Below are 17,878 nucleotides of genomic sequence, written 5' to 3'. Positions count from 1 at the left end.
CTCACCCACCCGGCCTAATGTTTATCTTGAGGGTCCTGGAGGCACGGTCATATGCCATGGAGACGGGCTCCGAAGGATTCCACTCAACAACGACTTTCATCATAGAGGGAACGTCGTTAGGACTTAAGGAAACGAGGAAACGGGGCTTGGACGTTGAGTTATAAAGGAAGTACGTCTGAACCCAGACCCCAGTCCTGGTAGAGCCCGAGATAACTGGATCAGAGCCACTTTCAGCAACTGCCACCGCGATTACAGAGTTTTCGGCTTCGACTGGGAAAAGGGAGTCCTCAGTTCCAAGGAACATCAGCTGGACTTGAGGAGACGTTAAGCCAAACGCTTTTTTGAGATACTTGGAATTGCGAAGCAGATTGAAATGCGCATAAACTGTTACCTTCGAACCAGGCCCCTGGGCATAAACCTGGTCCACAGCCCCTGCTATCACGTTAGCAACGCTCTTCTCCTCCAGTGCAATTTGAACGGCCAGGGTCTCAGATGAAGGTGAAGATTCATCAAAACCGACGTTTTTTATGGAGTAGAGTAGCATTATCAGCATTATCGAAAACACCAGCATAAATTCAAGAGATATCTGACCGCGCCTTCTAGGGACTAGCCCCATACTCTCCCACCTACTAACAGGTATAACGGAACTATATTTAACTGTTACTACCCGGATTTGTTTTCAACGACGGCAAATATGCCGGAGGGTGTTTTCCGGGTCTTTACTCCAAAGTAGCCGCCGGTGAAGAGCTTAAACTTGTACCTCTCAGGGTTGAGCCCGTGTTTTGAAACAATCTCCCTGAGCTCGTCTATGAAGAACTGGGTCAGCTCGTAGTAAATCAGGTCAAGTGAGTCCCTTACCCTGTCCCTTACAACCAGGGCAAGGGGCAGTGCAGAAACTGCGAGCAGGATAAGCGGGGAGCCCGTGATAACGGTGGCAATACCCGTCAAGGCAACAAACGCTCCAAGAACCGCGTAAGACACCCTCTCAAACATCCGGAGCTTCTTCCCGTGCTTTACCTTCTCCTCCCAGATGTCGAGCAGGGCGGGGTTGTAAAAGTCGAAGGCGGTGTGCCTCTTTCCCTTCGCTATCCTCTCGCGTATCAGGGCGTCCCAGTCGTCGGTGTAGTAGATGACCTCCCCCTTGAGCTTTGCCCTCTCGGCATCAAGGGACGAGATAATCCTGACTATGTCCTCGGCGCTCTCGTGGGCGATGTGGGAATAAACGGACTTCTCGTCGAGTTCGAGGGCGGCCTCGACCGAGTCCTTCACTGGGTCAGTCATGGGCTCCCCTCCTCAGCCTCTTCGCGACCTCCTCCAGCCTGGGCGAGGATACATCGTAGACCTCCCCTCCCGGATAAAGGTCATCGAAGTCGGGCAGACCGCTGAGGAGCTCGCTCTTCTTAGTCTCGGCCTCCTTCTTTGCCTGCATGAACGACTTTGCGTACTCCTTGGCAGTCCTGACTATCTCCTCGATGCTCTTGCTGTCGTAGATGCCGCTCAGGAGGGTTACAACCTCAACTTCCCTCTCGCGGGGGTCTGGGTAAAAGCCGCGGAAAATCTGCTTGCCCCTGATTTTGTTCGTGAGGTAGTCGAGGGCCTCAAAGATGTCCCCTGCCTTAAGAACCTCAGGCGGACCGTGAACCGCAACGAGGCCGTAGAGGGCGGACTCGATGTTCGCGTCAAGGTATAATCCTTCGCTCTCGAAGGACTTGATTATGAGCCTCGACAGGCTCTTTACCTTGCTCGCCTCGGCCTTCGCATAGCCAACAGTGGCAAAACTTCCAAAGGCCTTGAGGACGAACTTGAGGTCGCTCGCGTCGAGCGTCTGCTCACCGGGGACGTCCACGAGGGCGAGGAGCGAGGCTATCCTCTCGACTATCGTGTAGTTAATCCTCTCGTAGGCCCTGCTTATATCGTCGTTGCCCTCCTTCAGCTTGTTGTTGTCTATGGCGATTATGGAGTCCGCTATCTTGGAGAGCTTGTCTATGGTTATGGCCGCGTTGATTGTGGGCCTTATGCCTTCCTCTCTAAGCGGAAGCGCACCGATTGCAACCACAAGCGAGTCCGGGTACTCCTCCTTGAGCGCCTCCGCTAGGACTGGAGTTCCCCCAGCACCGGTTCCGCCGCCAAAGCCAAAGGTGAGGAAGAAGATGTCAACGTCCTCGTAGCCTACGATGGAGTTTATCTTCTTCATCACCATGGGCAGGTCCCGCTTCATTGCTTCCCTGCCAAGGAGCGGGTTGGCGTTGACGCCCTTGCCCCCCGTGATGCTTTCTCCTATAAGGAGTCTTCTGTCCTGTGGGACGTGCTTGAGATATTCCAGGTCGCCGCGAGAGGTGTTCACAGCCAGTGTCTCGAAGTCAACGAGAGCGAACAGGTCAGCTATCTTCGTCCCGCACTGGCCGATTCCTATTATCAGGGCCCGCAAAGACCTTCACCCCACAGCCAAGAGTGTTATCTCCTCCGGCCCAATCTCACCATCGCCGTTTGAATCGGAAGCAGTGAGAACCATGTAGTTTCCATGGAGGTAGCGGTACATGCCGCTCGTAAAGAGCACGGGGACACCACCAACGGCATCCCCGCCGGCGAGTATCATGAGCACGTAGCCGTCGTGGGTTCTTCCGGGCACTATAACGATGCTCGTAGAGAGCGGGTACTCACTGCCGTCCACAATCACAGACGTTCCGTTGGCCTCAACATGGACAACGGAGTTGTAGCGAGAAACGTCCACGCGGCCGATCGGGGCAACGATTATGTGGTTCCCTTCCCCGGGCGTCATGTTGCCCTCGACGAGCTTAATCTCAACCCCTTCAGAGAGGGAGGAAGCAATCTCCTTGGCAACCGGCTCGTAGCCTTCCCAGTAGTTGACGTACCAAGGTCCCTCTCCAAGGGCCGTCATTACCTCGTGGAGGGTGGTTGGTGGGATAAGGTTGAAGCGGCTCAGGAAGTGAAGGGCTAGGCCCATGTCCGCGGTGCTTACGCTGGCGTTGAGGGCGTTCTCAAGGGTCCAGTGGAGCACTTCCTCGGAGTAGTCGTACCCCAGCGACTTCAGGACATCAGCGGCCCGTATGGTGTACTCCACGGAGGGAACCCCATAGGATACCTCACCTAACATATTAACGCTCCTTCCAAAGTACCCCCAGACACCGCTCGGGAGTCTCTGCTCAATCAGCCACTCAGCGTGCGGGACCAGTTTCTCAGGGGGCACGACCTTTGAGAGCGCCTCAAGGACGGCAACGGTGGTCGGGACATCCTTCCCGGTAGTTGCAGGCAGGAAATAGTTGAGGCGGACTCCCCAGCCGGCATTGCTCACCGAGAGAAGCCACTTTGCCCCGCGCTCGATATCCTCGCCGCTATAACCGAGGGAGATGAGCAGGTTCAGGCCAAGGGCAGTTTCATAGGGCTGGGGAATCGCAAAGAGACCCCTCCAGAGACCGGGTGAAAACTCCAGAGAGCGGGTGAAGTTTATCAGCTCCTCCCTATCCTCTGAGGAGAGGTTTCCAAACTCGGTGAGTATCATGGCCGTGTAATAGTAGTCCTCGGTTATTGTGCCGCGCAGCTCCGCTTCCTCCATGGCAGAGGGAAGGTGCCCTTCAGCCCACGCGAGCGCCTTCCTCACAGCATCTTCGGAGGGGTTCTCATATGACAGGATTCCGAGGAGGGCATAGTAGGTGGCCTTCGCCGAAGAGAGGCCGTCCGTGAAGATTGGCCAGCCCCCATTAGAGTTCTGGCGTGATATCAGTTCATCGTAGAGGAACGCCCGGGGGTTAACTAGATGCCCTTCAGAAGTAACGTCGGAGACACTGGAAAACGCCATAACCGCGTAGGCGGTCGCTATCAGGTTGCTCTCCGTCATGAATGGCATGGCCCTGTTTGCGAGCAGGTAGGTCTCGTTTCTCATACCCAGGCCTTCAAGCATCGCGAGCGACTTTCCGACCTCGAAGTCCAAGGGCTCGTATAACATGACCGCGTAGGTGAGGATAGCCCTCTGGTATTCGTTGAGGTTGCCGCTTGAGAGCAGCTGGTGGCACTCCGAGAGATAAGGAGTAACGTTTGGATAACCAATAGCGTGGAAAGCAATGAGCCTGAGAGCCTGATATTCGGGAGGAAGTGAAGAGGCCTCCGCTATGAAATCAGCGGCCGTTTTAATCGTAAGGCTGTTTGAGTAGTTAAAACCGAGAGTACCGAGTGCCCACAGGGCCAGGGCAGTCGGATAAAATCTTGGAGCCGAACCGGCGGCGTATCCCCAGCCGGGGGAAGAGAACGAACTCAGAAGGTAGCCCCTGGCCCTAATAAGAGCCCCCACAACAGCGTCTTCCCCGGTTTCAATTCCCGACGCCCTTGAAGCTGTCAAAGAGCTGTTGAGTGCAAGTATTACAAGAGCAGTATCGTGGGGAGTGCTGATTTGATTCGCACCGTGCCCCCAGCCACCATCGGGGTTCTGGAGGGCGAGAAGGCTCTCGGTGAGGTTCTTAATTGAAGCCATGACCAAGCTCCCGTTCTGGACTTTTCCGACCATAGAGCCAAGCGCGAGGATTGAGTAAGCCTTCAGCGGGACGGAGTCAGCGTAAGAGTCAACCCCCACAAACACTTTGGACGCACCCTCAAGGACGCTACTCGCGGTGGAGTACGGAACCGTTAAAAACATCATGAGCAGAATTATGGCAAGCGTTCTCCTCATATGCCAACACCCCTTAATTAAAAAACGAAGGAGAATAAATAAAGTTTTCCTCGAAACACGAAAACCGGCGAAAATTTCAGTCCCCGATGAACCTTCCATTCAGCCCCCTTCCGCTGGGGTCGACGTCGTCGCGCATTATCAGCACGACCCTGCTCGGCTCGTACTCGTCTTCAATGTGGTAGCCAGGGAGATGCTTAACCAGCTCCTCCGCAAACGCCTTGATTTCCTCGTGGCGCGGCATGTTGTTTATCGTGAGCCTGTTGCGTGAGAAACCCACGAACATGTAAGCTTTAGCCTCGACGAACATCGGGTTCGCGAGCTTTATCAGCTCGGCGTAGCCCTCCGGGTTGTGCATGTTCTCGCCCTTGACGAGGGTGAGCCTTATCACAGTCCTCGTCTGAGCGTCGCGCATGAGCCTGAGCGTCTCCTTAATCCTGTCCCAGCCGTCCGGAATCATCGGGACGTTGACGCGGTTGTAGGTCTCAATGTCCGGGGCCGTGAGCGAGACGTAGAGCTGGGTCGGGAGCTTGTCCTCCTTTATCATCTCCTCAAGTCTCTCCGGAACTGTTCCGTTGGTAACGATGAAGGTCGTGAACCCGCGCTTGTGGAACTCCTCGACGAGGTCGCCCATGTAGGGGTAGAGCATCGGCTCGCCCGAGAGGCTTATTGCAGCATGCTTGGGGTTCCAGGCCTCCTCGAACTTCTCTTTCGGAACCTTCGGGTTGCCCTTGTAGCCGACGAGGAGCTTTCTCTGGGCCTTTATGCTCTCTTCCACGATGAATGCTGGGTCGTCCCATGGCTGTGGCAATTCTGTGCCGAGGAAGCCCTCCATCGGACGCCAGCAGAATATGCAGTTATGCGTACACCATGCAAGGACCGGCGTCATCTGGAGGCATCTGTGACTCGCTATGCCGTAGAACTTCTGCTTGTAGCAGAACCTGCCCTTTGTGAGGCTCTCCTTGAGCCAGTGGCAGAGCTTAACCCCGCTGTGCCTGCCAACGAGCTCGTAGTGCTGTTTCCTAAAGAGGAGCGCGATTTCATCGGGCATGTTCGGGTCGGACTTCACAACTATCGCCATTAGTCTCACCTAATTCCCTTCTCTGGGCTGGCTTTATATTAGCCTCTTAAAAAGGTGATTGGTCAGGTGTGTGTACGACATGCCGGGGCCGAAATACCTCTGTCGAAAAGTACTTCGGCAATTTCCGAAAACTTTAAAAGCAACCCCTCGACCCTACACCCATGTTTGGAAACGTAAAACCACGCCCCGAGATTAAGGCAAGGGAAATTCAAATAAACTTCTTCGAGGAAGACGTTGAGTTCCCTGAGAAGCCGAGCGTGAAGCTTCTCTACGAGGTCAAGCGCCACCGCCTCGCATAGCCGCGTTTATTAGCACTATATCCTCAAAAAAGACGTGAACCTTAGCCACTACTTTTCCCTTCAGGCCGACTTCCCTTAGCTTCCTGAGGGTCTCCTCCACCCCGGTTATGGAGCTCTGGACTATCTGAACAGTCCCGCGGGGCTTGAGGTACCGCGGAACTTCCTGGATGAACCTGTCGAGGACTTCTCTCCCCCTTTCTCCACCAACGAGGGCAAAGTCTATCGGCTCCTCGGGCTCGCCGGGCAGGTAGGGGGCGTTGAACGTTATCACGTCGAACTTTCCAGAAACGTTCTCAAACAGGTCGCTCACGCGGAACTCGACGTTTTTGATGTTGTTTATCCTCGCGTTTTCCCTTGCCAGCTCGACGGCTATGGGATTGATGTCCACCCCAAGCACGTAGCGGGCTTTTCTGGCCATCAGGAGCGCTATGAGGCCCGTTCCAGCCCCAACGTCGAGGGCTATGTCTCCCTCTTTGACGGCAAGGTTCTCGGCGAGGAGGAACGTGTCCTCTGCCGGCTCATAAACGTCGGGGTGGAGCCTAATCTTGAGGCCGTAGTATGTCGGCATGGTACTTCCAAAGAATTCACTCTTTTTTAGCTTTCTTCAGGTTCGGGTATTAAGGAAGAGAAAAAGAAATCACTTCTTCCACTCGGTGTAGCCGCACCTTCCGCAGGCCCAGCGGTCGCCGTGGTCGGCCATGAAGACGCCGGGGCCGCAGCGCGGGCAGAACTTGTTCTTCCTGATGACCTTTCCGTCCTTAACCTCATAGAGCTTCCACTTCTGGCTGGTCTTTTTCTTCTTCGCCATTTACACCACCTCACTCTTCCTCCTTCTGGATGAGGCCGTCGCGGAGGAGGATGTACTCGGGCTCGATGTAGAGCATCCTCTCCCTGGTCTCGTAGGCCTTGGCGTAGCCCTTGGAGATGTTGCTTCCGAAGTAGCTCCTGATGTACTGGAGCACGGTGGTGTTCGGGTCGAGGTCAAGCATGGCGACGAGCTTACCCTTCACCGCTTCCCTGCTCGGGGTAGGCTCGCCCTCGTGTATGATGTCGAAGTATATTTCCTTCCTTCCGAGGAGCTTGTTCTCCCTTATCTCGGTCACCTTAATCTCCATCACGAACCACCTCCATATTGGCTAAGATGCGGGCACATCTGCGCTTGCATTCGGGGGTTACCTTTATAAGCACTACCCCCTCGTCGGGCTGGCCGTAGAGGACTAGGCTCCCGTAGGGGGCGTACAGCACGGCTGGGATTGCCCCCAAGTCCTCTTCCCCGCTGACGAGTATGTGAACCGGCCTGCCCCTCTCAACGAGGCCGAAGGCCTTTCTGATCGTGTCTAATAAAGCTTTCGTTATCGCCCCAGGAGGGTTTGTAACAGTCATGAAGACGGCCTTTTGGTTTATATCCGGAGAATAGTCGGCCCTCTTGGTCTTGAGGTCGTAGATGGCCAAAGAGGGGGAAATACCGAGCTTGACGACGTTCTCGGTGACGACGTCCCCAACGGTGATGACGGTCTTTCCCCTAAGCTCGTCCTTAATACGGAGGTAGGGCTCCGGAATGGGGCCCCTTATGAGCTCACCCAGCGGTTTTTTGAGCTCCCGGCGGAGCTCCTCAGTTAAGCGGAACAGCATCTCACCTGACCCTTATGGCGTATTTGCCCGGAACTTTAGCCGCCTCGGGTATGCTCTCGCGGAGCTTCTTTGCAATCCTGCTCTCGGTGTCGAGGATTATGACGAGGTCGAACCACTCGTCGCTAAGGTCCCTGCTACCGCAGACAGGGCACCTGTCCTCGGTCGTTATGTAGTGGCAGTGCCTGCAGGCCCTCTCCTTGGCCATCTTCACTCAGCCTCCCCGTGGGCCTTCTTCTTTTCCTGCTCAATCCACTCAAACTTTCCAAGGCCGGGCTGGCGCATCGTCATGTTGATCTTGTTCTCCCTGATGACCTTGCTCTTGACGCTGATGCCGATTATCCTGGCCCTGACGTAGTCGCCGAGCTTGAGGACGCGGTTGGTTTCCTTGCCTATGAACTGCCTGTTCTTCTCGTCGAAGACGACGTAGTCGTCCATGAGCTGGCTTATGTGGACGAGGCCGTCCATCGGGCCGATCCTTATGAACGCACCGTAGGGCATCATCTCGACGACCTCTCCCTCAACGACCTCCCCGTTCTCGGGCTTCCAGACGAGGACGTCGAAGGTGACCTCGTGGTAGGTGGCTCCGTCGCCGGGCACAACGACTCCCTGGCTGACCTCGTGGACATCGAGGATGGCGAGGACGACTCCCTCGTCCCTGTCGTAGATGCCCTCGTAGGTCTCCTTGAGGACGAGCTTTGCGGCCTCCTTGGGGTCCATCGTGAACATCACGGGCGGGATTCTGACAACGTCCTTAACGGTCAAAAGCTTGTACATGGCCAGACCTCCAAAAAGAATTGAAGGGAAAATCACTCCTTCTTACCGAACTTCTCCTTGTAGAGCTCGATGGCGCGGAGGATTTCCTTCTTGGCCTCCTCGGCGTTGCCCCAGCCCTCAATCTTGGTGACCTTGCCCTGGAGCTCCTTGTAGCGCTGGAAGAAGTGGGCAATCTCGTCGAGGAAGGCCTTGGGAACGTCGTCGATGTCCTTCCAGTCCTTGAAGTACGGGTCCTCGACCGGAACGGCGAGAACCTTCCAGTCCTTATCTCCGGAGTCCTCCATCTTCATGATGCCTATCGGCCTGGCCTCGATGATGGTGAGCGGGTAAACGGGCTCGCGCATGATGACCATGATGTCGAAGGGGTCGCCGTCGTCGTACCAGGTCTGGGGGATTATTCCGTAGTCCACCGGGTAGAAGAACGGGCTGTAGAGGACGCGGTCAAGCTTAAGCAGGCCGGTCTTCTTGTCAAGCTCGTACTTGTTCCTGCTTCCCTTCGGAATCTCTATGAGAGCGTAAACGACCTCTGGAACCTCCGGTCCGGGCTCAAGCTCGTGGAACGGGTTCATCTCTAACCACCTCTAACCCTTTTAGAACTCCTAAGGTGGCTTTTAGCTTAAGCTTTTAAAGTTGTTGGTGTCCGGGCTAATTCGCCCGGTACTCGTAAACGGTTCCGCCGTCCGCTATCGCGTAGACATCGGCACCGCCGTCACGGTAGTGAACCACGGGCCTGTCAACCAGCTCGAAAACCCTCTTAAGGTCAGCAGGTGAGGACAGCTCAACGCGCTTTCCTTCTGGGGGAGTCCCCTCAACGGTATACTTTTTCAGGGCGGTAAGCTCCCTGGACTTCGGCTTCTTCTCACGTTTGGCGTAGACGAAACCTGCTGGAGGAATCGCGAAGAGGAGCGCCACTGCAGGGAATACAGTTCTGGCAGTTGAAACGCCGACGTCAGCACCGAGGAAAGACAGTGAGTTGGTTGTAGTCTCAACGCTCCTCACTACCTTCTTATACTCCTTGTCAGCCCCGCTGAAGTACAGCATCCCCGATGAGTCCTGATTCAGCCTGATGTCCTGGGTGAACGGCTCCTGTCCGGAGGGCATGACTTTCACGAGGACGTAAACCTCCCTCTCGGCGCGGTACAGGCCGGTTCCCTCCCGAACCATCTTGAGTCTCGAGTCCATCTCAGTGAAGTTCAGTTCAACGGGAACCTCAAAGGACCCCGTGAAGGTGTCCCTGGCGAGGAGTTCTGTGTCGTTAACGAGGTAGACTTTCTTCTTGCCGGAGGTTACGTAGTAGTTGACGTGGAGCGTGGCCTCGTAGCTCCCGCTGGCGCCGTCCGACGAAAACTTGCAGCTTCCCACTATCGCGTCGGTTATTTTGGAGGGGTAGTACTCCAGGGAAGTCCCGTTCTTGTAGATGGTCTCGTTGGAGAACAGGCCGTAAGCAGTGAAGTGCCCTTCCTGCAGGTAGGCCTCGGAGTAGGTCGCATCCACCGTTACGGGCTCCCTGGAGTAGGCAACGCCCGAATACAGGGCAAAGATTACGGCAAGGGAAACCGAAAGGGCGAGGCCAGCCAAGATTGCACGCTTTTTATCGGATTTTTTCATAATCAACAACCCCCTGAGCTACAGTTTTCGTCTGAGTCATCGTCTTCCCCCCAGACCGCTCTAATGAGAATGCCGTCGCTGACGATGCCGTAGCCGAGGATTTCAGCCCCATCGTTCAGGCTGTAGGTTCCGCACGAGGTGAACTCCTGTTTTCCCGCGGGGTTAATCTTGGTGTGCACCGTCACGTTCAGGTAAGCGCTCCCACCGGCGCTCAGCTCAACGTCCCATAGAATGTGGGTAGAAGCTCCGTGCTGGTTTACCGTGTAATTTCCAGCGCTCGGGGATATTGAGTCTATCTCAAACTCTCCCCCTACAACGTCCTTTATCGTTAGGTTTCTTGCGGCACCATGGTTCGTGACCGTTATCCTGAACACCCACTGCTGGTACGTGTAGAGGGGCACTTCAGTGTTCCCAGAGAGGAGCTCTTTCTTTATCGTGGGGCCCCCGATGGACGTTACGTTCATGGAGCAAGTCTCAATCTTTGCACTCCCCCCGTCCCAGTCCGCGTAGACCGTGAGGGGCACCTCGTAGGCGCCGTCTCCAACGTAACCGTCAGCGGAGAATGTACCCATGATGGGGGCCGAGTCTCCAGGCTCAAGGGTGTAAACGGAACCGTCAATGCTTCCGCTGATGCCCTCTGGAAGCGCCGAGTAGTCGCCCTCAACGTGGAACGTTATTGGCCTGTCCATCCGGTTTTCAACTGTTAGGGCAGTAAACTCCACGCTGGAGCCCGCGTTAACGGAAATTGGCCACTGCAAACAGCGACAGCCTATGTAAGAGTCGTTCCCACTTACGATATCAAACTCAGCATTTCTTTTAGCGGTATAAGCCCGAAAATTCCCGCTCGAACCCACTATCAGAACCAGTCCGAGGAGGAAGGCCGTAAGGAGCATAAATTTCCTCATGCTAACCATCTCCGAGTACCTTGGAGAGAATACTTCCCCTCCGTTTTCTTATTCTAAAGACGTCTCCCTCTGAAATCCCCGCAAGGCGGTAAAATACCAGGAGCGCCCCCGAGAGGACAATGACGTAGGCGACCAGCGGAAGATAAGGGCTGAATGAGTAGAGGAAAGCCACGAGTGATGCGGGAAGCACGGCAGGGTAAGACCTCACCTGGAACTCCTCGCGGTAAATCCTCGTGTCCTCCGGAACGGTGACGTGGACTGGAACTTCGACGCTTGAACCGCCCCCAATGCGGAAAAACGTCGGCCCCAGAATCTGGGCCCTCTCGCTTCCGCCACTCAGGAAGTAGTAGAACGGGTACAAGGCCTTGTTCTCGACGCTCAGGTTCCTCTCAAACGTCGAGCCGGGCAGGTACCAGCCCTCCCTTTGCCCCCCTGCGAGCGTTGAGGAGTACGTAAACGCCAGAGTCCCCCATGAAGCCACCGTTACAGACAGGAAGCCCGCAATTATAAAGACCGACACAACGGCGTAGAGGGTCTTGACGCTCACCCTGTAATACTTAACCCTCTTTTTCCGTTTAGAGCCCCCTGAAAACGTCAGGAACGCCCCAACGATTAGCAGAACCGCCACCGCGTAGACATTGCTCAGCCTCGCCCTCAAGGACTGGATCAAGTCCCCTCCCCCCCTAATGACGAGAGGCCTGCCAAAGAGGACGACAACCTTTCCGACGACGTCAGACCGGTTTACAGGCGGGTAGAGGCCGTCCTGCTGGTCGGTAGCGACGTTGTTATCGCCCTTGGTTATGAAGCCTTCCTCCGTAACCGCGAAGACCCTGTGGACAGTCCAGCCGTCGCGCCGATGGAAGACTATGATATCACCAACGTCAAAGTTTCCCGCGAAGGGGTTAATCAAGAACAGGTCGCCCCTGTTGATCGTGGGCGTCATGCTGTCGGAGTAAGCGTACGACAGAAACACGGGCCTGTCCAGGAAAAAGCCCGCTAACGAGCCGACGAGAAATACAATTACAGTGAGAGCAAAGGTTAACTCTAGTATTTTTTTCATGACAACTCCCCCTCAAAGGGGTGGGGCAAAGGCCCCCGAAAAGAAATCACTGGTTGCAAGCTCCGGCAACTGCCTCAATGCTCATCTGGAACTGGTACTGCCCAATTGTTGAGTTTGTGTTGTCGAATATCATTCCAATCGGAATCGGGTTCCCATGCTCGACGGTGAACTGGATGTTGCTGGCGGGTCCGGCTATCGGGCTGTCGTAGTCGCCCGCGAAGATCATCACATCATCGTGCTCGGTCTTTATGGTGACGCATATCGGATAGGTGGTTTCGTTGTTCTCCCAGAGCTCGTTGCTTACCTGGAACATCTCTTCGAAGACATAGGTGGTGTTCGGGCTCATACCCGTTCCCCCACCAGTTGGGTGGTTCGGGTTGTACTGGCTGATGTCGACGTAAAGCTTACCGGCATCATAGGTCACGTAGGGCTGGAGGGCAGTAAGGTCAATCAGCTCATTGTCGTCTGTGACAACATCAAAGCTCGTCTGCCTATCGGCAGAGTAATACCTGAAGTTTGCTCCGGCTCCAACAGCCAGGAGCATTCCAACCATCAATAAAGCCAATCCAAATAGCTTGTTCATTTTTCACGCCTCCTTCACTGACCGCACTTGCCAACTAGTTCCGCCGGCTCGGTTCCGAGCCTGTAGGCCTGGATGTGTATGCTGCTGCTCTCGGTGTCTCCTGGGAGTGAGTTCCCAACGGTGAAGTCCATACCGACCTTAACGGCATCTCCAGGATCAAGGACAAAGCAGACGTCGTTCTTGGCCATATCGCTGGCGTAGACTACCTGTCCGTTATCAACATAGTGAATGTCGTGGTCCGCGCCGTAGAACTGTATCGCGGTGTTGGCGTTGGTAATCCTGACAACGATGGTCATGTTGTCCTCCCAAAGGTCATTGCTTACCTCAAAGACCTCGTCGAAGTTGTACTCCGAGTTCGGGCTCAGGCCCTGGCCGTAGCCTGGATAGTTCGGGTTGTTCGGGCTTATGTCAACAACCAGCACGCCACCATCGTTTATGTACGCGTAGGGCTGAATGGGCGTCAGGTCAATGAGTTCAGTATCATCGCTGACGATGTCCCAGTGGACACTCCTGTCAGCGTTGTAGTCCCTGAAGTTGGCTCCAGCCCCTAACACGAGACCAAAGGCCACCAACAGGCCAAAAATTCCTAAGGCAAGATTCTTTCTCATTTTTTTCGCCTCCGAATTGGAGGCACTGTGGCAGAGAAGCCAGCGGTGAGAGTGAAGGTTCATCCCTGACCTCGGACACTCAACAACCACTGCAACGGTGAACTCAACGCAGTGCCTCTGCAACCCCTTGCGGGTTGCTCACTAATCCCTTGAGCCGTTGGGGTATATATGAAATGTCGGGTTAACTGCAGGTAATGGTAGGTTACCCAAGAAAAGAAGGCCTAAATGCGCTTCATTTTCCTGTGGTGGATAACGCCAACACCAGCGTAAACCAGCGAGGCCATGGCAAGATAAAGGTCGTTGAGTGAAACGGCAAGTATGAGGAATATCAGCGAGAGCCCCACGTAAAAAGAGCTCCAGCTTATGTCGTTCTTTTTGACCGTCTCCATATAGACCGTAACGTCGTCAGGAACCTTTACAAGGGTCACGACACCGTGTCGGAACGTTATGACGCCCTCACGCTCAAGTTTTGGGATATGTGTCTGAACGAGGCTGACGTACACGCTCTTTCTGTGCTTCCTGTCGGTGTTCCCCTCGTTCTCCGCGATGTATTCCACCATTTCCCTCAGCTCTGCCCGGCCATCGGACTTCTTGAGGTACTCTATCATGAGCATCCTCCTGCTGTTTCCGAGTATGACCGAGGAAGTTCCCATGGCAATCACCGTGCCAACCGATACTGCTTTCTTCCGTTATTGCCGACCCTGAACTCCACCTTTCCCTCCCCAACCAGCCGCCTAAGTGTGCGCTCGACCCTCTGCCTGGTTACGTCGAACCCCCGCTCCGTGAGGAAACGGGTAATGAACGCAACGCTCAGCTCCCCCTCGCGGAGCATGTCGACAATCTCACTCTCGAAGTTATCTCTCATGACTAGGACCTCCCGGCTGGAGTAAGGCCAGCCTCAACAAAAATACGGGGGGGTAGTATTTAAACCTACCTAAAAAGTTCGAATATAGAAGTTTAAGGAAAATAAAGGAATAACAAGCCCGTATTTCCCCGGCCGACCATCAAACAGCTCTTTTCTCTGTGAGGAACGGGTGAGGCAGATACTCGACCAAAACTTCATTTGGATATTATCCAGAGAAGACTCGAAACAAGAACACGTAACCCGGTTACTGAAAGCATTAAAGAGATTATAGCCAAAAACGGGCTTAGGATTGGATAAACCGCAAAGGGAAAAGGTACATCTTGATGTATAACATGAGGTTCGAGAAGGGTTTAAGAGAGGGGGTTCGGGGTTCTGGAGCCCTTGAACGATGGTAGCCCCGCGGGGATTCGAACCCCGGTCGCGGGATCCAGAGTCCCGCATGCTTGGCCGCTACACCACGGGGCTGTGCCCGTTGATAGGTTCAATGGGGGATTTATAAATTTTACTCCCCGCAAGCTTTGCTTGCGCAAAGCTTGACCAAAGGGTTCCAACTGTCCTAAAGGGTTGTGAGGAGGACATGCCTTTCAAGGGGCCGTGGCCTAAAGCGGGTTTGACGTTAAATGGCCAATTGAAAGGGGTTTAATTCAAAAACGCGCCATTCAGGCGCCTTTTCCAAGTGAAACACTCACAGATGAAGCAAATCTAGTAGAAATCCCCTTCTAAAACTGGCAATTTTCAGAAAGGCACATCTTTTCCGCCAGCGCTGAAGCTTTTGGAAAAAGCTTCACCAAAAGTTCGTAGCTCTTTGCATTGTGGTGTTTGGAAGTTTGGTTTTCTTTCTTTTGAGAACCTATTTTTAATGAGAACAATGAACAAAATCCGGGCTTATTAAGGGGGTTTACTCTCCATTGACGCCCGAAGGGCGTCTTTTTAGGTTAAACCCCTTTACAAAGCCTCTAAAGGAGTTCTCACTCAGGATAATTCACTATTTAGTTAGAAAGCCCCATCAAAACTCGCATTTCAAGAAGGGGCTACGAACTTTGATGAAACTTTGCTGGGCAAAGTTTCGATGGTGGGCCCGCGGGGCTTCGAACCCCGGACCTCCCGCTTATCAGGCGGGCGCTCTGACCAGGCTGAGCCACGGGCCCAGGAGAATTATGGTGCCCCGGCCGGGATTTGAACCCGGGTCGCGGGATCGAGAGTCCCGCATGATTGACCGGGCTACACCACCGGGGCGTGTCCGACATTAAGGAAGAGGGAGGGTTTAAAAAGTTTTCGGTCAGAGGAGCTCCCGAACCGTCCTCCGAACCGCCTCGTAGCTGTTGAGCTTCGGCCTCCATCCGGTTGCTTTTGCCTTCTCTATGCTCAGGCGCATGAACTTGACGTCGCCCTTCCATCCGCGGCCTCCGTCAACTCCCCCGGTGAAAACGAACCTCGGCCTCAGCCTCATTTCCTCGCTCACTATCTCCGCTATCTCCTTCACGGTTATCCAGTCGTCGTTGCCCAGGTTGTAAAAATCGACGGTCTTTTCGGACCTCTTGAAGTGCTCGAAGATGTGAAGCATGCCCTCAACCGTGTCGCTCACGTGGAGGTAGCTCTTCCTCTGCGTCCCGTCGCCGAGTATCTCAAGCTCCTTGGGGTTCTTCCTCAGCTTGTTTATGAAGTCGTAGATGACGCCGTGGTTCGAGCGCTCGCCTATGATGTTCGCCAGGCGAAAGATTAGGGCTTTAAAGTCGAAGGTGTGGGCGTAGCCGGAAATTAACGCTTCAGCGGCGAGCTTGGCCCCGCCGTAGACGCTTATCGGTTCGAGCGGGCCGTAGTCTTCAGGTGTTGGTATGACCTCGGCATCGCCGTAGACGGTAGAAGAGCTCGTGAAGACGATGTATTCTACGTTTGAGTCCCTCATGGCGTTGAGCAGGTTGTAGGTTATGAGCACGTTAGTCTCGTAGAGGAGTTCCGGGCTCTGGGAGCTTATTCTAACCTCTGGGTTTGCAGCGAGGTGGAAGACGACGTCAACGCCCTCCACTGCTTTCTTAACGAATTCAGCATCTCTCATGTCACCTTTTATGAACTCAAAGCGCTCGTGGTCGAGCCACCGCTTTATGTTTTCCAAGGTTCCAGCGCTCAGGTCGTCGAGAACCCGTACCTCGTGCCCCTGCTCCATCAGCCTGTCCACCAGATGGGAGCCTATGAACCCGGCTCCCCCGGTCACAAGGGCCTTCATTTTTATCACCACCAAAAGTTCGAGGGGCTGTTATTAAGCTTTAGGAAAGTTTTTTGTATTCAATCCCCAATCTTTTACCATGCAGGTTTACACGCTGAGCAAGGAAGAGAAGGAAAAAATCATTGAGTTACTCAGAGAGCACCTCCTGAAAATGAAGGAGGTAGTTTTTGCTTACCTGCACGGCTCATTTACTGAAGATAGGCCCTTCAGGGACGTTGATATTGCCGTTTATGTAAAGGGCAATGCCCCTCCATTCTACGAGGAAGAGCTTGAAGAGGAGCTCTCAAGGCTGATGGGGCTTCCCGTCGATGTCAGGCTTCTCAACAACGCACCGGTGACCTTCAGGTTCCGGGCCATCGGGGGCCTGCTCCTCTTCAGCAGGGACGAGAGGGCCAGGTGTGATTTTGAGGAGATGACCATGAGGGAGTACCACGATTATTCCTACTATCTAAGGATGTACCGGCGGGAGGCCCTTGGAATACGATGAAAAGTTTATAGCTTTGTTATGTTGAGATATCGGGGAGGGAAGAACCATGAAAGTCCTGATTATGGCGGGCGGCTACGCAACTCGCCTTTGGCCCATAACCAAGGACAATCCAAAGGCGCTGCTTCCTGTTGGAGAGAAGAGGATAATTGATTATATCCTTGAAAAGGCCCTTAAGCTCGACCTGCCCGTTTACATCTCCACGAACCGCTTCTTCGAGTCTCACTTCAGGCCGATCGCTGAAAAATACGGCGTTGGGCTCATCGTTGAGGACACTCTCCACGAGGAGGAGAAGCTCGGGACGATTGGGGCTATGAAGAAGGCCGTTGAGGAGCTCGGCCTGGACGATTATCTTGTAATAGCGGGCGACAACCTCTTCTCGTTCTCGCTTGAGGACTTCCTCGCGCGCTATTCGGGTGAGACCCTCATAGCAGTTTACGACGTTGGTGACCTTGAGCTGGCCAAGAGATACGGTGTTGTTGTCCTTGAAGGTGACAGGGTTGTTGCCTTCGAGGAGAAGCCGGCCCAGCCGCGCTCGACCCTGATCAGTACCGGCGTTTACGTTTTCCCGGAGAGGGTTATGGGGCTCCTTGACGAGTATCTGAGCAACGGGAACAGGGACTCACCGGGCTACTTCGTCCAGTGGCTCCTCTCAAGGGGCGAGCCCATCAAGGCTTACCGCTTCTCGGAGTACTGGTACGACATAGGCTCCGCTGATAGTTACCTTGAGGCCCTGAAGACGCTTTTGAAGGAGAGCCACATCGAGGAAATTCAGATAAGCCCCTACTCGAAGATAATCCCACCTGTTGTCATAAAGCGCGGTGCCAAGATACTGGGCCGCTCGATAATCGGGCCCTTTGCCTACATCGGCGAGGACTGCGTCATCGAGAACTCTGACGTGAGTGATTCGATAATCTTCCGGAAGACGATCATCAGGAGCTCGACGATATGGCGCTCCATAATAGACGAGAAGTGTGAAATAAGGAACCTTGAGCTCAGGAAGAGCCTTGTCGGAGGCCACGCGAAGATACAGAGGGGGGATTAGGTTTTTATACCGCTCCTTTTTTATCAGTTTTG

23 protein-coding genes and 3 tRNA genes are annotated in these 17,878 nt (G+C 54.3%); 3 read left to right on the top strand and 23 right to left on the bottom strand.

The window, feature by feature from the left end; all coding sequences use genetic code 11:
- Position 1: 1 nt before the first annotated feature.
- From TEU_RS03955 to twy1, 5 genes are all read right to left on the bottom strand, one after another.
- Positions 2 to 616: a class III signal peptide-containing protein gene (locus TEU_RS03955; protein ID WP_050002553.1), complete on the bottom strand. Its 615-nt coding sequence runs from the start codon at positions 614 to 616 to the stop codon at positions 2 to 4.
- A gap of 47 nt (positions 617 to 663) precedes the next feature.
- Positions 664 to 1,281, bottom strand: a complete 618-nt coding sequence (locus tag TEU_RS03950) for a hypothetical protein (RefSeq protein WP_050002552.1) — start codon at positions 1,279 to 1,281, stop codon at positions 664 to 666.
- Positions 1,274 to 2,428, bottom strand: coding sequence for an FtsZ/tubulin family protein (locus TEU_RS03945; RefSeq protein ID WP_050002551.1), 1,155 nt, complete (start codon positions 2,426 to 2,428; stop codon positions 1,274 to 1,276). The genes TEU_RS03950 and TEU_RS03945 overlap by 8 nt, the downstream gene beginning before the upstream one ends.
- A 6-nt stretch (positions 2,429 to 2,434) precedes the next feature.
- The gene (locus TEU_RS03940) at positions 2,435 to 4,681 is read right to left on the bottom strand and encodes a prenyltransferase/squalene oxidase repeat-containing protein (RefSeq protein WP_050002550.1); all 2,247 of its coding nucleotides are present in this window, start codon (positions 4,679 to 4,681) and stop codon (positions 2,435 to 2,437) included.
- Positions 4,682 to 4,757: 76 nt separating this feature from the next.
- Entirely contained in the window at positions 4,758 to 5,759 is a 1,002-nt protein-coding gene (gene twy1 / locus TEU_RS03935; RefSeq protein WP_050002549.1) for a 4-demethylwyosine synthase TYW1, read from the bottom strand.
- A 161-nt stretch (positions 5,760 to 5,920) separates the two neighbouring features.
- Here twy1 and TEU_RS11785 point away from each other — a divergent pair, with 161 nt between their 5' ends.
- A complete protein-coding gene (locus tag TEU_RS11785; protein ID WP_169741388.1) occupies positions 5,921 to 6,058 on the top strand; it encodes a hypothetical protein in 138 nt (45 codons plus the stop codon).
- Here the strand turns inward: TEU_RS11785 and TEU_RS03930 are convergent.
- The 18 genes from TEU_RS03930 to TEU_RS03845 form a co-directional block, all read right to left on the bottom strand.
- A complete protein-coding gene (locus TEU_RS03930) occupies positions 6,036 to 6,626 on the bottom strand; it encodes a HemK2/MTQ2 family protein methyltransferase (protein ID WP_050002548.1) in 591 nt (196 codons plus the stop codon). The two genes, TEU_RS11785 and TEU_RS03930, sit on opposite strands and share 23 nt — an antisense overlap.
- A gap of 69 nt (positions 6,627 to 6,695) precedes the next feature.
- Positions 6,696 to 6,866: a 30S ribosomal protein S27ae gene (locus TEU_RS03925; protein ID WP_050002547.1), complete on the bottom strand. Its 171-nt coding sequence runs from the start codon at positions 6,864 to 6,866 to the stop codon at positions 6,696 to 6,698.
- A 10-nt stretch (positions 6,867 to 6,876) separates the two neighbouring features.
- Positions 6,877 to 7,173 carry a 30S ribosomal protein S24e gene (locus tag TEU_RS03920; protein ID WP_050002546.1) on the bottom strand — a complete coding sequence of 99 codons (297 nt, stop codon included), beginning with the start codon at positions 7,171 to 7,173 and terminating at the stop codon, positions 6,877 to 6,879.
- Positions 7,163 to 7,690, bottom strand: a complete 528-nt coding sequence (locus TEU_RS03915) for a GTP-dependent dephospho-CoA kinase (protein ID WP_050002545.1) — start codon at positions 7,688 to 7,690, stop codon at positions 7,163 to 7,165. Before TEU_RS03915 ends, TEU_RS03920 begins: the two co-directional genes overlap by 11 nt.
- Position 7,691: 1 nt before the next feature.
- Positions 7,692 to 7,895 carry a transcription elongation factor subunit Spt4 gene (spt4, locus tag TEU_RS03910; protein WP_050003929.1) on the bottom strand — a complete coding sequence of 68 codons (204 nt, stop codon included), beginning with the start codon at positions 7,893 to 7,895 and terminating at the stop codon, positions 7,692 to 7,694.
- Between the two features lie 2 nt (positions 7,896 to 7,897).
- The gene (locus TEU_RS03905; RefSeq protein WP_050002544.1) at positions 7,898 to 8,464 is read right to left on the bottom strand and encodes a DNA-directed RNA polymerase; all 567 of its coding nucleotides are present in this window, start codon (positions 8,462 to 8,464) and stop codon (positions 7,898 to 7,900) included.
- Positions 8,465 to 8,496: 32 nt separating this feature from the next.
- Positions 8,497 to 9,033: an inorganic diphosphatase gene (locus TEU_RS03900; protein ID WP_050002543.1), complete on the bottom strand. Its 537-nt coding sequence runs from the start codon at positions 9,031 to 9,033 to the stop codon at positions 8,497 to 8,499.
- 76 nt (positions 9,034 to 9,109) lie between these two features.
- Positions 9,110 to 10,072, bottom strand: coding sequence for a hypothetical protein (locus tag TEU_RS03895; protein WP_050002542.1), 963 nt, complete (start codon positions 10,070 to 10,072; stop codon positions 9,110 to 9,112).
- A gap of 2 nt (positions 10,073 to 10,074) precedes the next feature.
- Complete coding sequence (locus TEU_RS03890; RefSeq protein WP_050002541.1) at positions 10,075 to 10,977, bottom strand: COG1470 family protein; 903 nt, start codon at positions 10,975 to 10,977, stop codon at positions 10,075 to 10,077.
- Position 10,978: 1 nt separating this feature from the next.
- Positions 10,979 to 12,037, bottom strand: coding sequence for a signal peptidase I (locus TEU_RS03885; protein WP_050002540.1), 1,059 nt, complete (start codon positions 12,035 to 12,037; stop codon positions 10,979 to 10,981).
- Positions 12,038 to 12,083: 46 nt separating this feature from the next.
- Complete coding sequence (locus TEU_RS03880; protein WP_050002539.1) at positions 12,084 to 12,620, bottom strand: DUF1102 domain-containing protein; 537 nt, start codon at positions 12,618 to 12,620, stop codon at positions 12,084 to 12,086.
- Positions 12,621 to 12,634: 14 nt separating this feature from the next.
- Positions 12,635 to 13,228, bottom strand: coding sequence for a DUF1102 domain-containing protein (locus TEU_RS03875; RefSeq protein ID WP_050002538.1), 594 nt, complete (start codon positions 13,226 to 13,228; stop codon positions 12,635 to 12,637).
- A 221-nt stretch (positions 13,229 to 13,449) separates the two neighbouring features.
- Positions 13,450 to 13,881 (bottom strand): DUF7344 domain-containing protein, encoded by a 432-nt coding sequence (locus TEU_RS03870; protein ID WP_050002537.1) that lies wholly within the window; start codon positions 13,879 to 13,881, stop codon positions 13,450 to 13,452.
- 5 nt (positions 13,882 to 13,886) lie between these two features.
- The gene (locus TEU_RS03865) at positions 13,887 to 14,093 is read right to left on the bottom strand and encodes a hypothetical protein (protein ID WP_050002536.1); all 207 of its coding nucleotides are present in this window, start codon (positions 14,091 to 14,093) and stop codon (positions 13,887 to 13,889) included.
- Positions 14,094 to 14,482: 389 nt separating this feature from the next.
- Positions 14,483 to 14,558: transfer RNA gene (locus TEU_RS03860), tRNA-Gln, on the bottom strand.
- Positions 14,559 to 15,163: 605 nt separating this feature from the next.
- Positions 15,164 to 15,241 (bottom strand) — tRNA-Ile (locus TEU_RS03855).
- Positions 15,242 to 15,251: 10 nt separating this feature from the next.
- Positions 15,252 to 15,329, bottom strand: a tRNA-Glu gene (locus tag TEU_RS03850).
- Between the two features lie 43 nt (positions 15,330 to 15,372).
- On the bottom strand, positions 15,373 to 16,317 hold the full coding sequence (locus tag TEU_RS03845; protein ID WP_050002535.1) for an NAD-dependent epimerase/dehydratase family protein: 945 nt from the start codon (positions 16,315 to 16,317) through the stop codon (positions 15,373 to 15,375).
- A 79-nt stretch (positions 16,318 to 16,396) separates the two neighbouring features.
- Between TEU_RS03845 and mntA the strand changes: the two genes are divergently transcribed.
- Positions 16,397 to 16,804 carry a type VII toxin-antitoxin system MntA family adenylyltransferase antitoxin gene (gene mntA, locus TEU_RS03840; protein ID WP_050002534.1) on the top strand — a complete coding sequence of 136 codons (408 nt, stop codon included), beginning with the start codon at positions 16,397 to 16,399 and terminating at the stop codon, positions 16,802 to 16,804.
- Between the two features lie 46 nt (positions 16,805 to 16,850).
- Positions 16,851 to 17,846, top strand: a complete 996-nt coding sequence (locus TEU_RS03835) for a sugar phosphate nucleotidyltransferase (RefSeq protein WP_050002533.1) — start codon at positions 16,851 to 16,853, stop codon at positions 17,844 to 17,846.
- Positions 17,847 to 17,878 lie beyond the last annotated feature (32 nt).

Source organism: Thermococcus eurythermalis, from assembly GCF_000769655.1.
In the GTDB taxonomy this organism is placed as follows: Archaea; Methanobacteriota_B; Thermococci; order Thermococcales; family Thermococcaceae; genus Thermococcus; species Thermococcus eurythermalis.
The sequence above is the reverse complement of the archived record's forward strand: the minus strand, read 5'-3'. Positions and strand labels throughout refer to the sequence as shown.

Coding starts and splice junctions, on each gene's coding strand:
- TEU_RS03955 (WP_050002553.1), bottom strand. CDS start 616: ATGGGGCTAGTCCCTAGAAGGCGCGGTCAGATATCTCTTGAATTTATG.
- TEU_RS03950 (WP_050002552.1), bottom strand. CDS start 1,281: ATGACTGACCCAGTGAAGGACTCGGTCGAGGCCGCCCTCGAACTCGAC.
- TEU_RS03940 (WP_050002550.1), bottom strand. CDS start 4,681: ATGAGGAGAACGCTTGCCATAATTCTGCTCATGATGTTTTTAACGGTT.
- twy1 (WP_050002549.1), bottom strand. CDS start 5,759: ATGGCGATAGTTGTGAAGTCCGACCCGAACATGCCCGATGAAATCGCG.
- TEU_RS11785 (WP_169741388.1), top strand. CDS start 5,921: ATGTTTGGAAACGTAAAACCACGCCCCGAGATTAAGGCAAGGGAAATT.
- TEU_RS03930 (WP_050002548.1), bottom strand. CDS start 6,626: ATGCCGACATACTACGGCCTCAAGATTAGGCTCCACCCCGACGTTTAT.
- TEU_RS03925 (WP_050002547.1), bottom strand. CDS start 6,866: ATGGCGAAGAAGAAAAAGACCAGCCAGAAGTGGAAGCTCTATGAGGTT.
- TEU_RS03920 (WP_050002546.1), bottom strand. CDS start 7,173: ATGGAGATTAAGGTGACCGAGATAAGGGAGAACAAGCTCCTCGGAAGG.
- TEU_RS03915 (WP_050002545.1), bottom strand. CDS start 7,690: ATGCTGTTCCGCTTAACTGAGGAGCTCCGCCGGGAGCTCAAAAAACCG.
- spt4 (WP_050003929.1), bottom strand. CDS start 7,895: ATGGCCAAGGAGAGGGCCTGCAGGCACTGCCACTACATAACGACCGAG.
- TEU_RS03905 (WP_050002544.1), bottom strand. CDS start 8,464: ATGTACAAGCTTTTGACCGTTAAGGACGTTGTCAGAATCCCGCCCGTG.
- TEU_RS03900 (WP_050002543.1), bottom strand. CDS start 9,033: ATGAACCCGTTCCACGAGCTTGAGCCCGGACCGGAGGTTCCAGAGGTC.
- TEU_RS03895 (WP_050002542.1), bottom strand. CDS start 10,072: ATGAAAAAATCCGATAAAAAGCGTGCAATCTTGGCTGGCCTCGCCCTT.
- TEU_RS03890 (WP_050002541.1), bottom strand. CDS start 10,977: ATGAGGAAATTTATGCTCCTTACGGCCTTCCTCCTCGGACTGGTTCTG.
- TEU_RS03885 (WP_050002540.1), bottom strand. CDS start 12,037: ATGAAAAAAATACTAGAGTTAACCTTTGCTCTCACTGTAATTGTATTT.
- TEU_RS03880 (WP_050002539.1), bottom strand. CDS start 12,620: ATGAACAAGCTATTTGGATTGGCTTTATTGATGGTTGGAATGCTCCTG.
- TEU_RS03875 (WP_050002538.1), bottom strand. CDS start 13,228: ATGAGAAAGAATCTTGCCTTAGGAATTTTTGGCCTGTTGGTGGCCTTT.
- TEU_RS03870 (WP_050002537.1), bottom strand. CDS start 13,881: ATGGGAACTTCCTCGGTCATACTCGGAAACAGCAGGAGGATGCTCATG.
- TEU_RS03865 (WP_050002536.1), bottom strand. CDS start 14,093: ATGAGAGATAACTTCGAGAGTGAGATTGTCGACATGCTCCGCGAGGGG.
- TEU_RS03845 (WP_050002535.1), bottom strand. CDS start 16,317: ATGAAGGCCCTTGTGACCGGGGGAGCCGGGTTCATAGGCTCCCATCTG.
- mntA (WP_050002534.1), top strand. CDS start 16,397: ATGCAGGTTTACACGCTGAGCAAGGAAGAGAAGGAAAAAATCATTGAG.
- TEU_RS03835 (WP_050002533.1), top strand. CDS start 16,851: ATGAAAGTCCTGATTATGGCGGGCGGCTACGCAACTCGCCTTTGGCCC.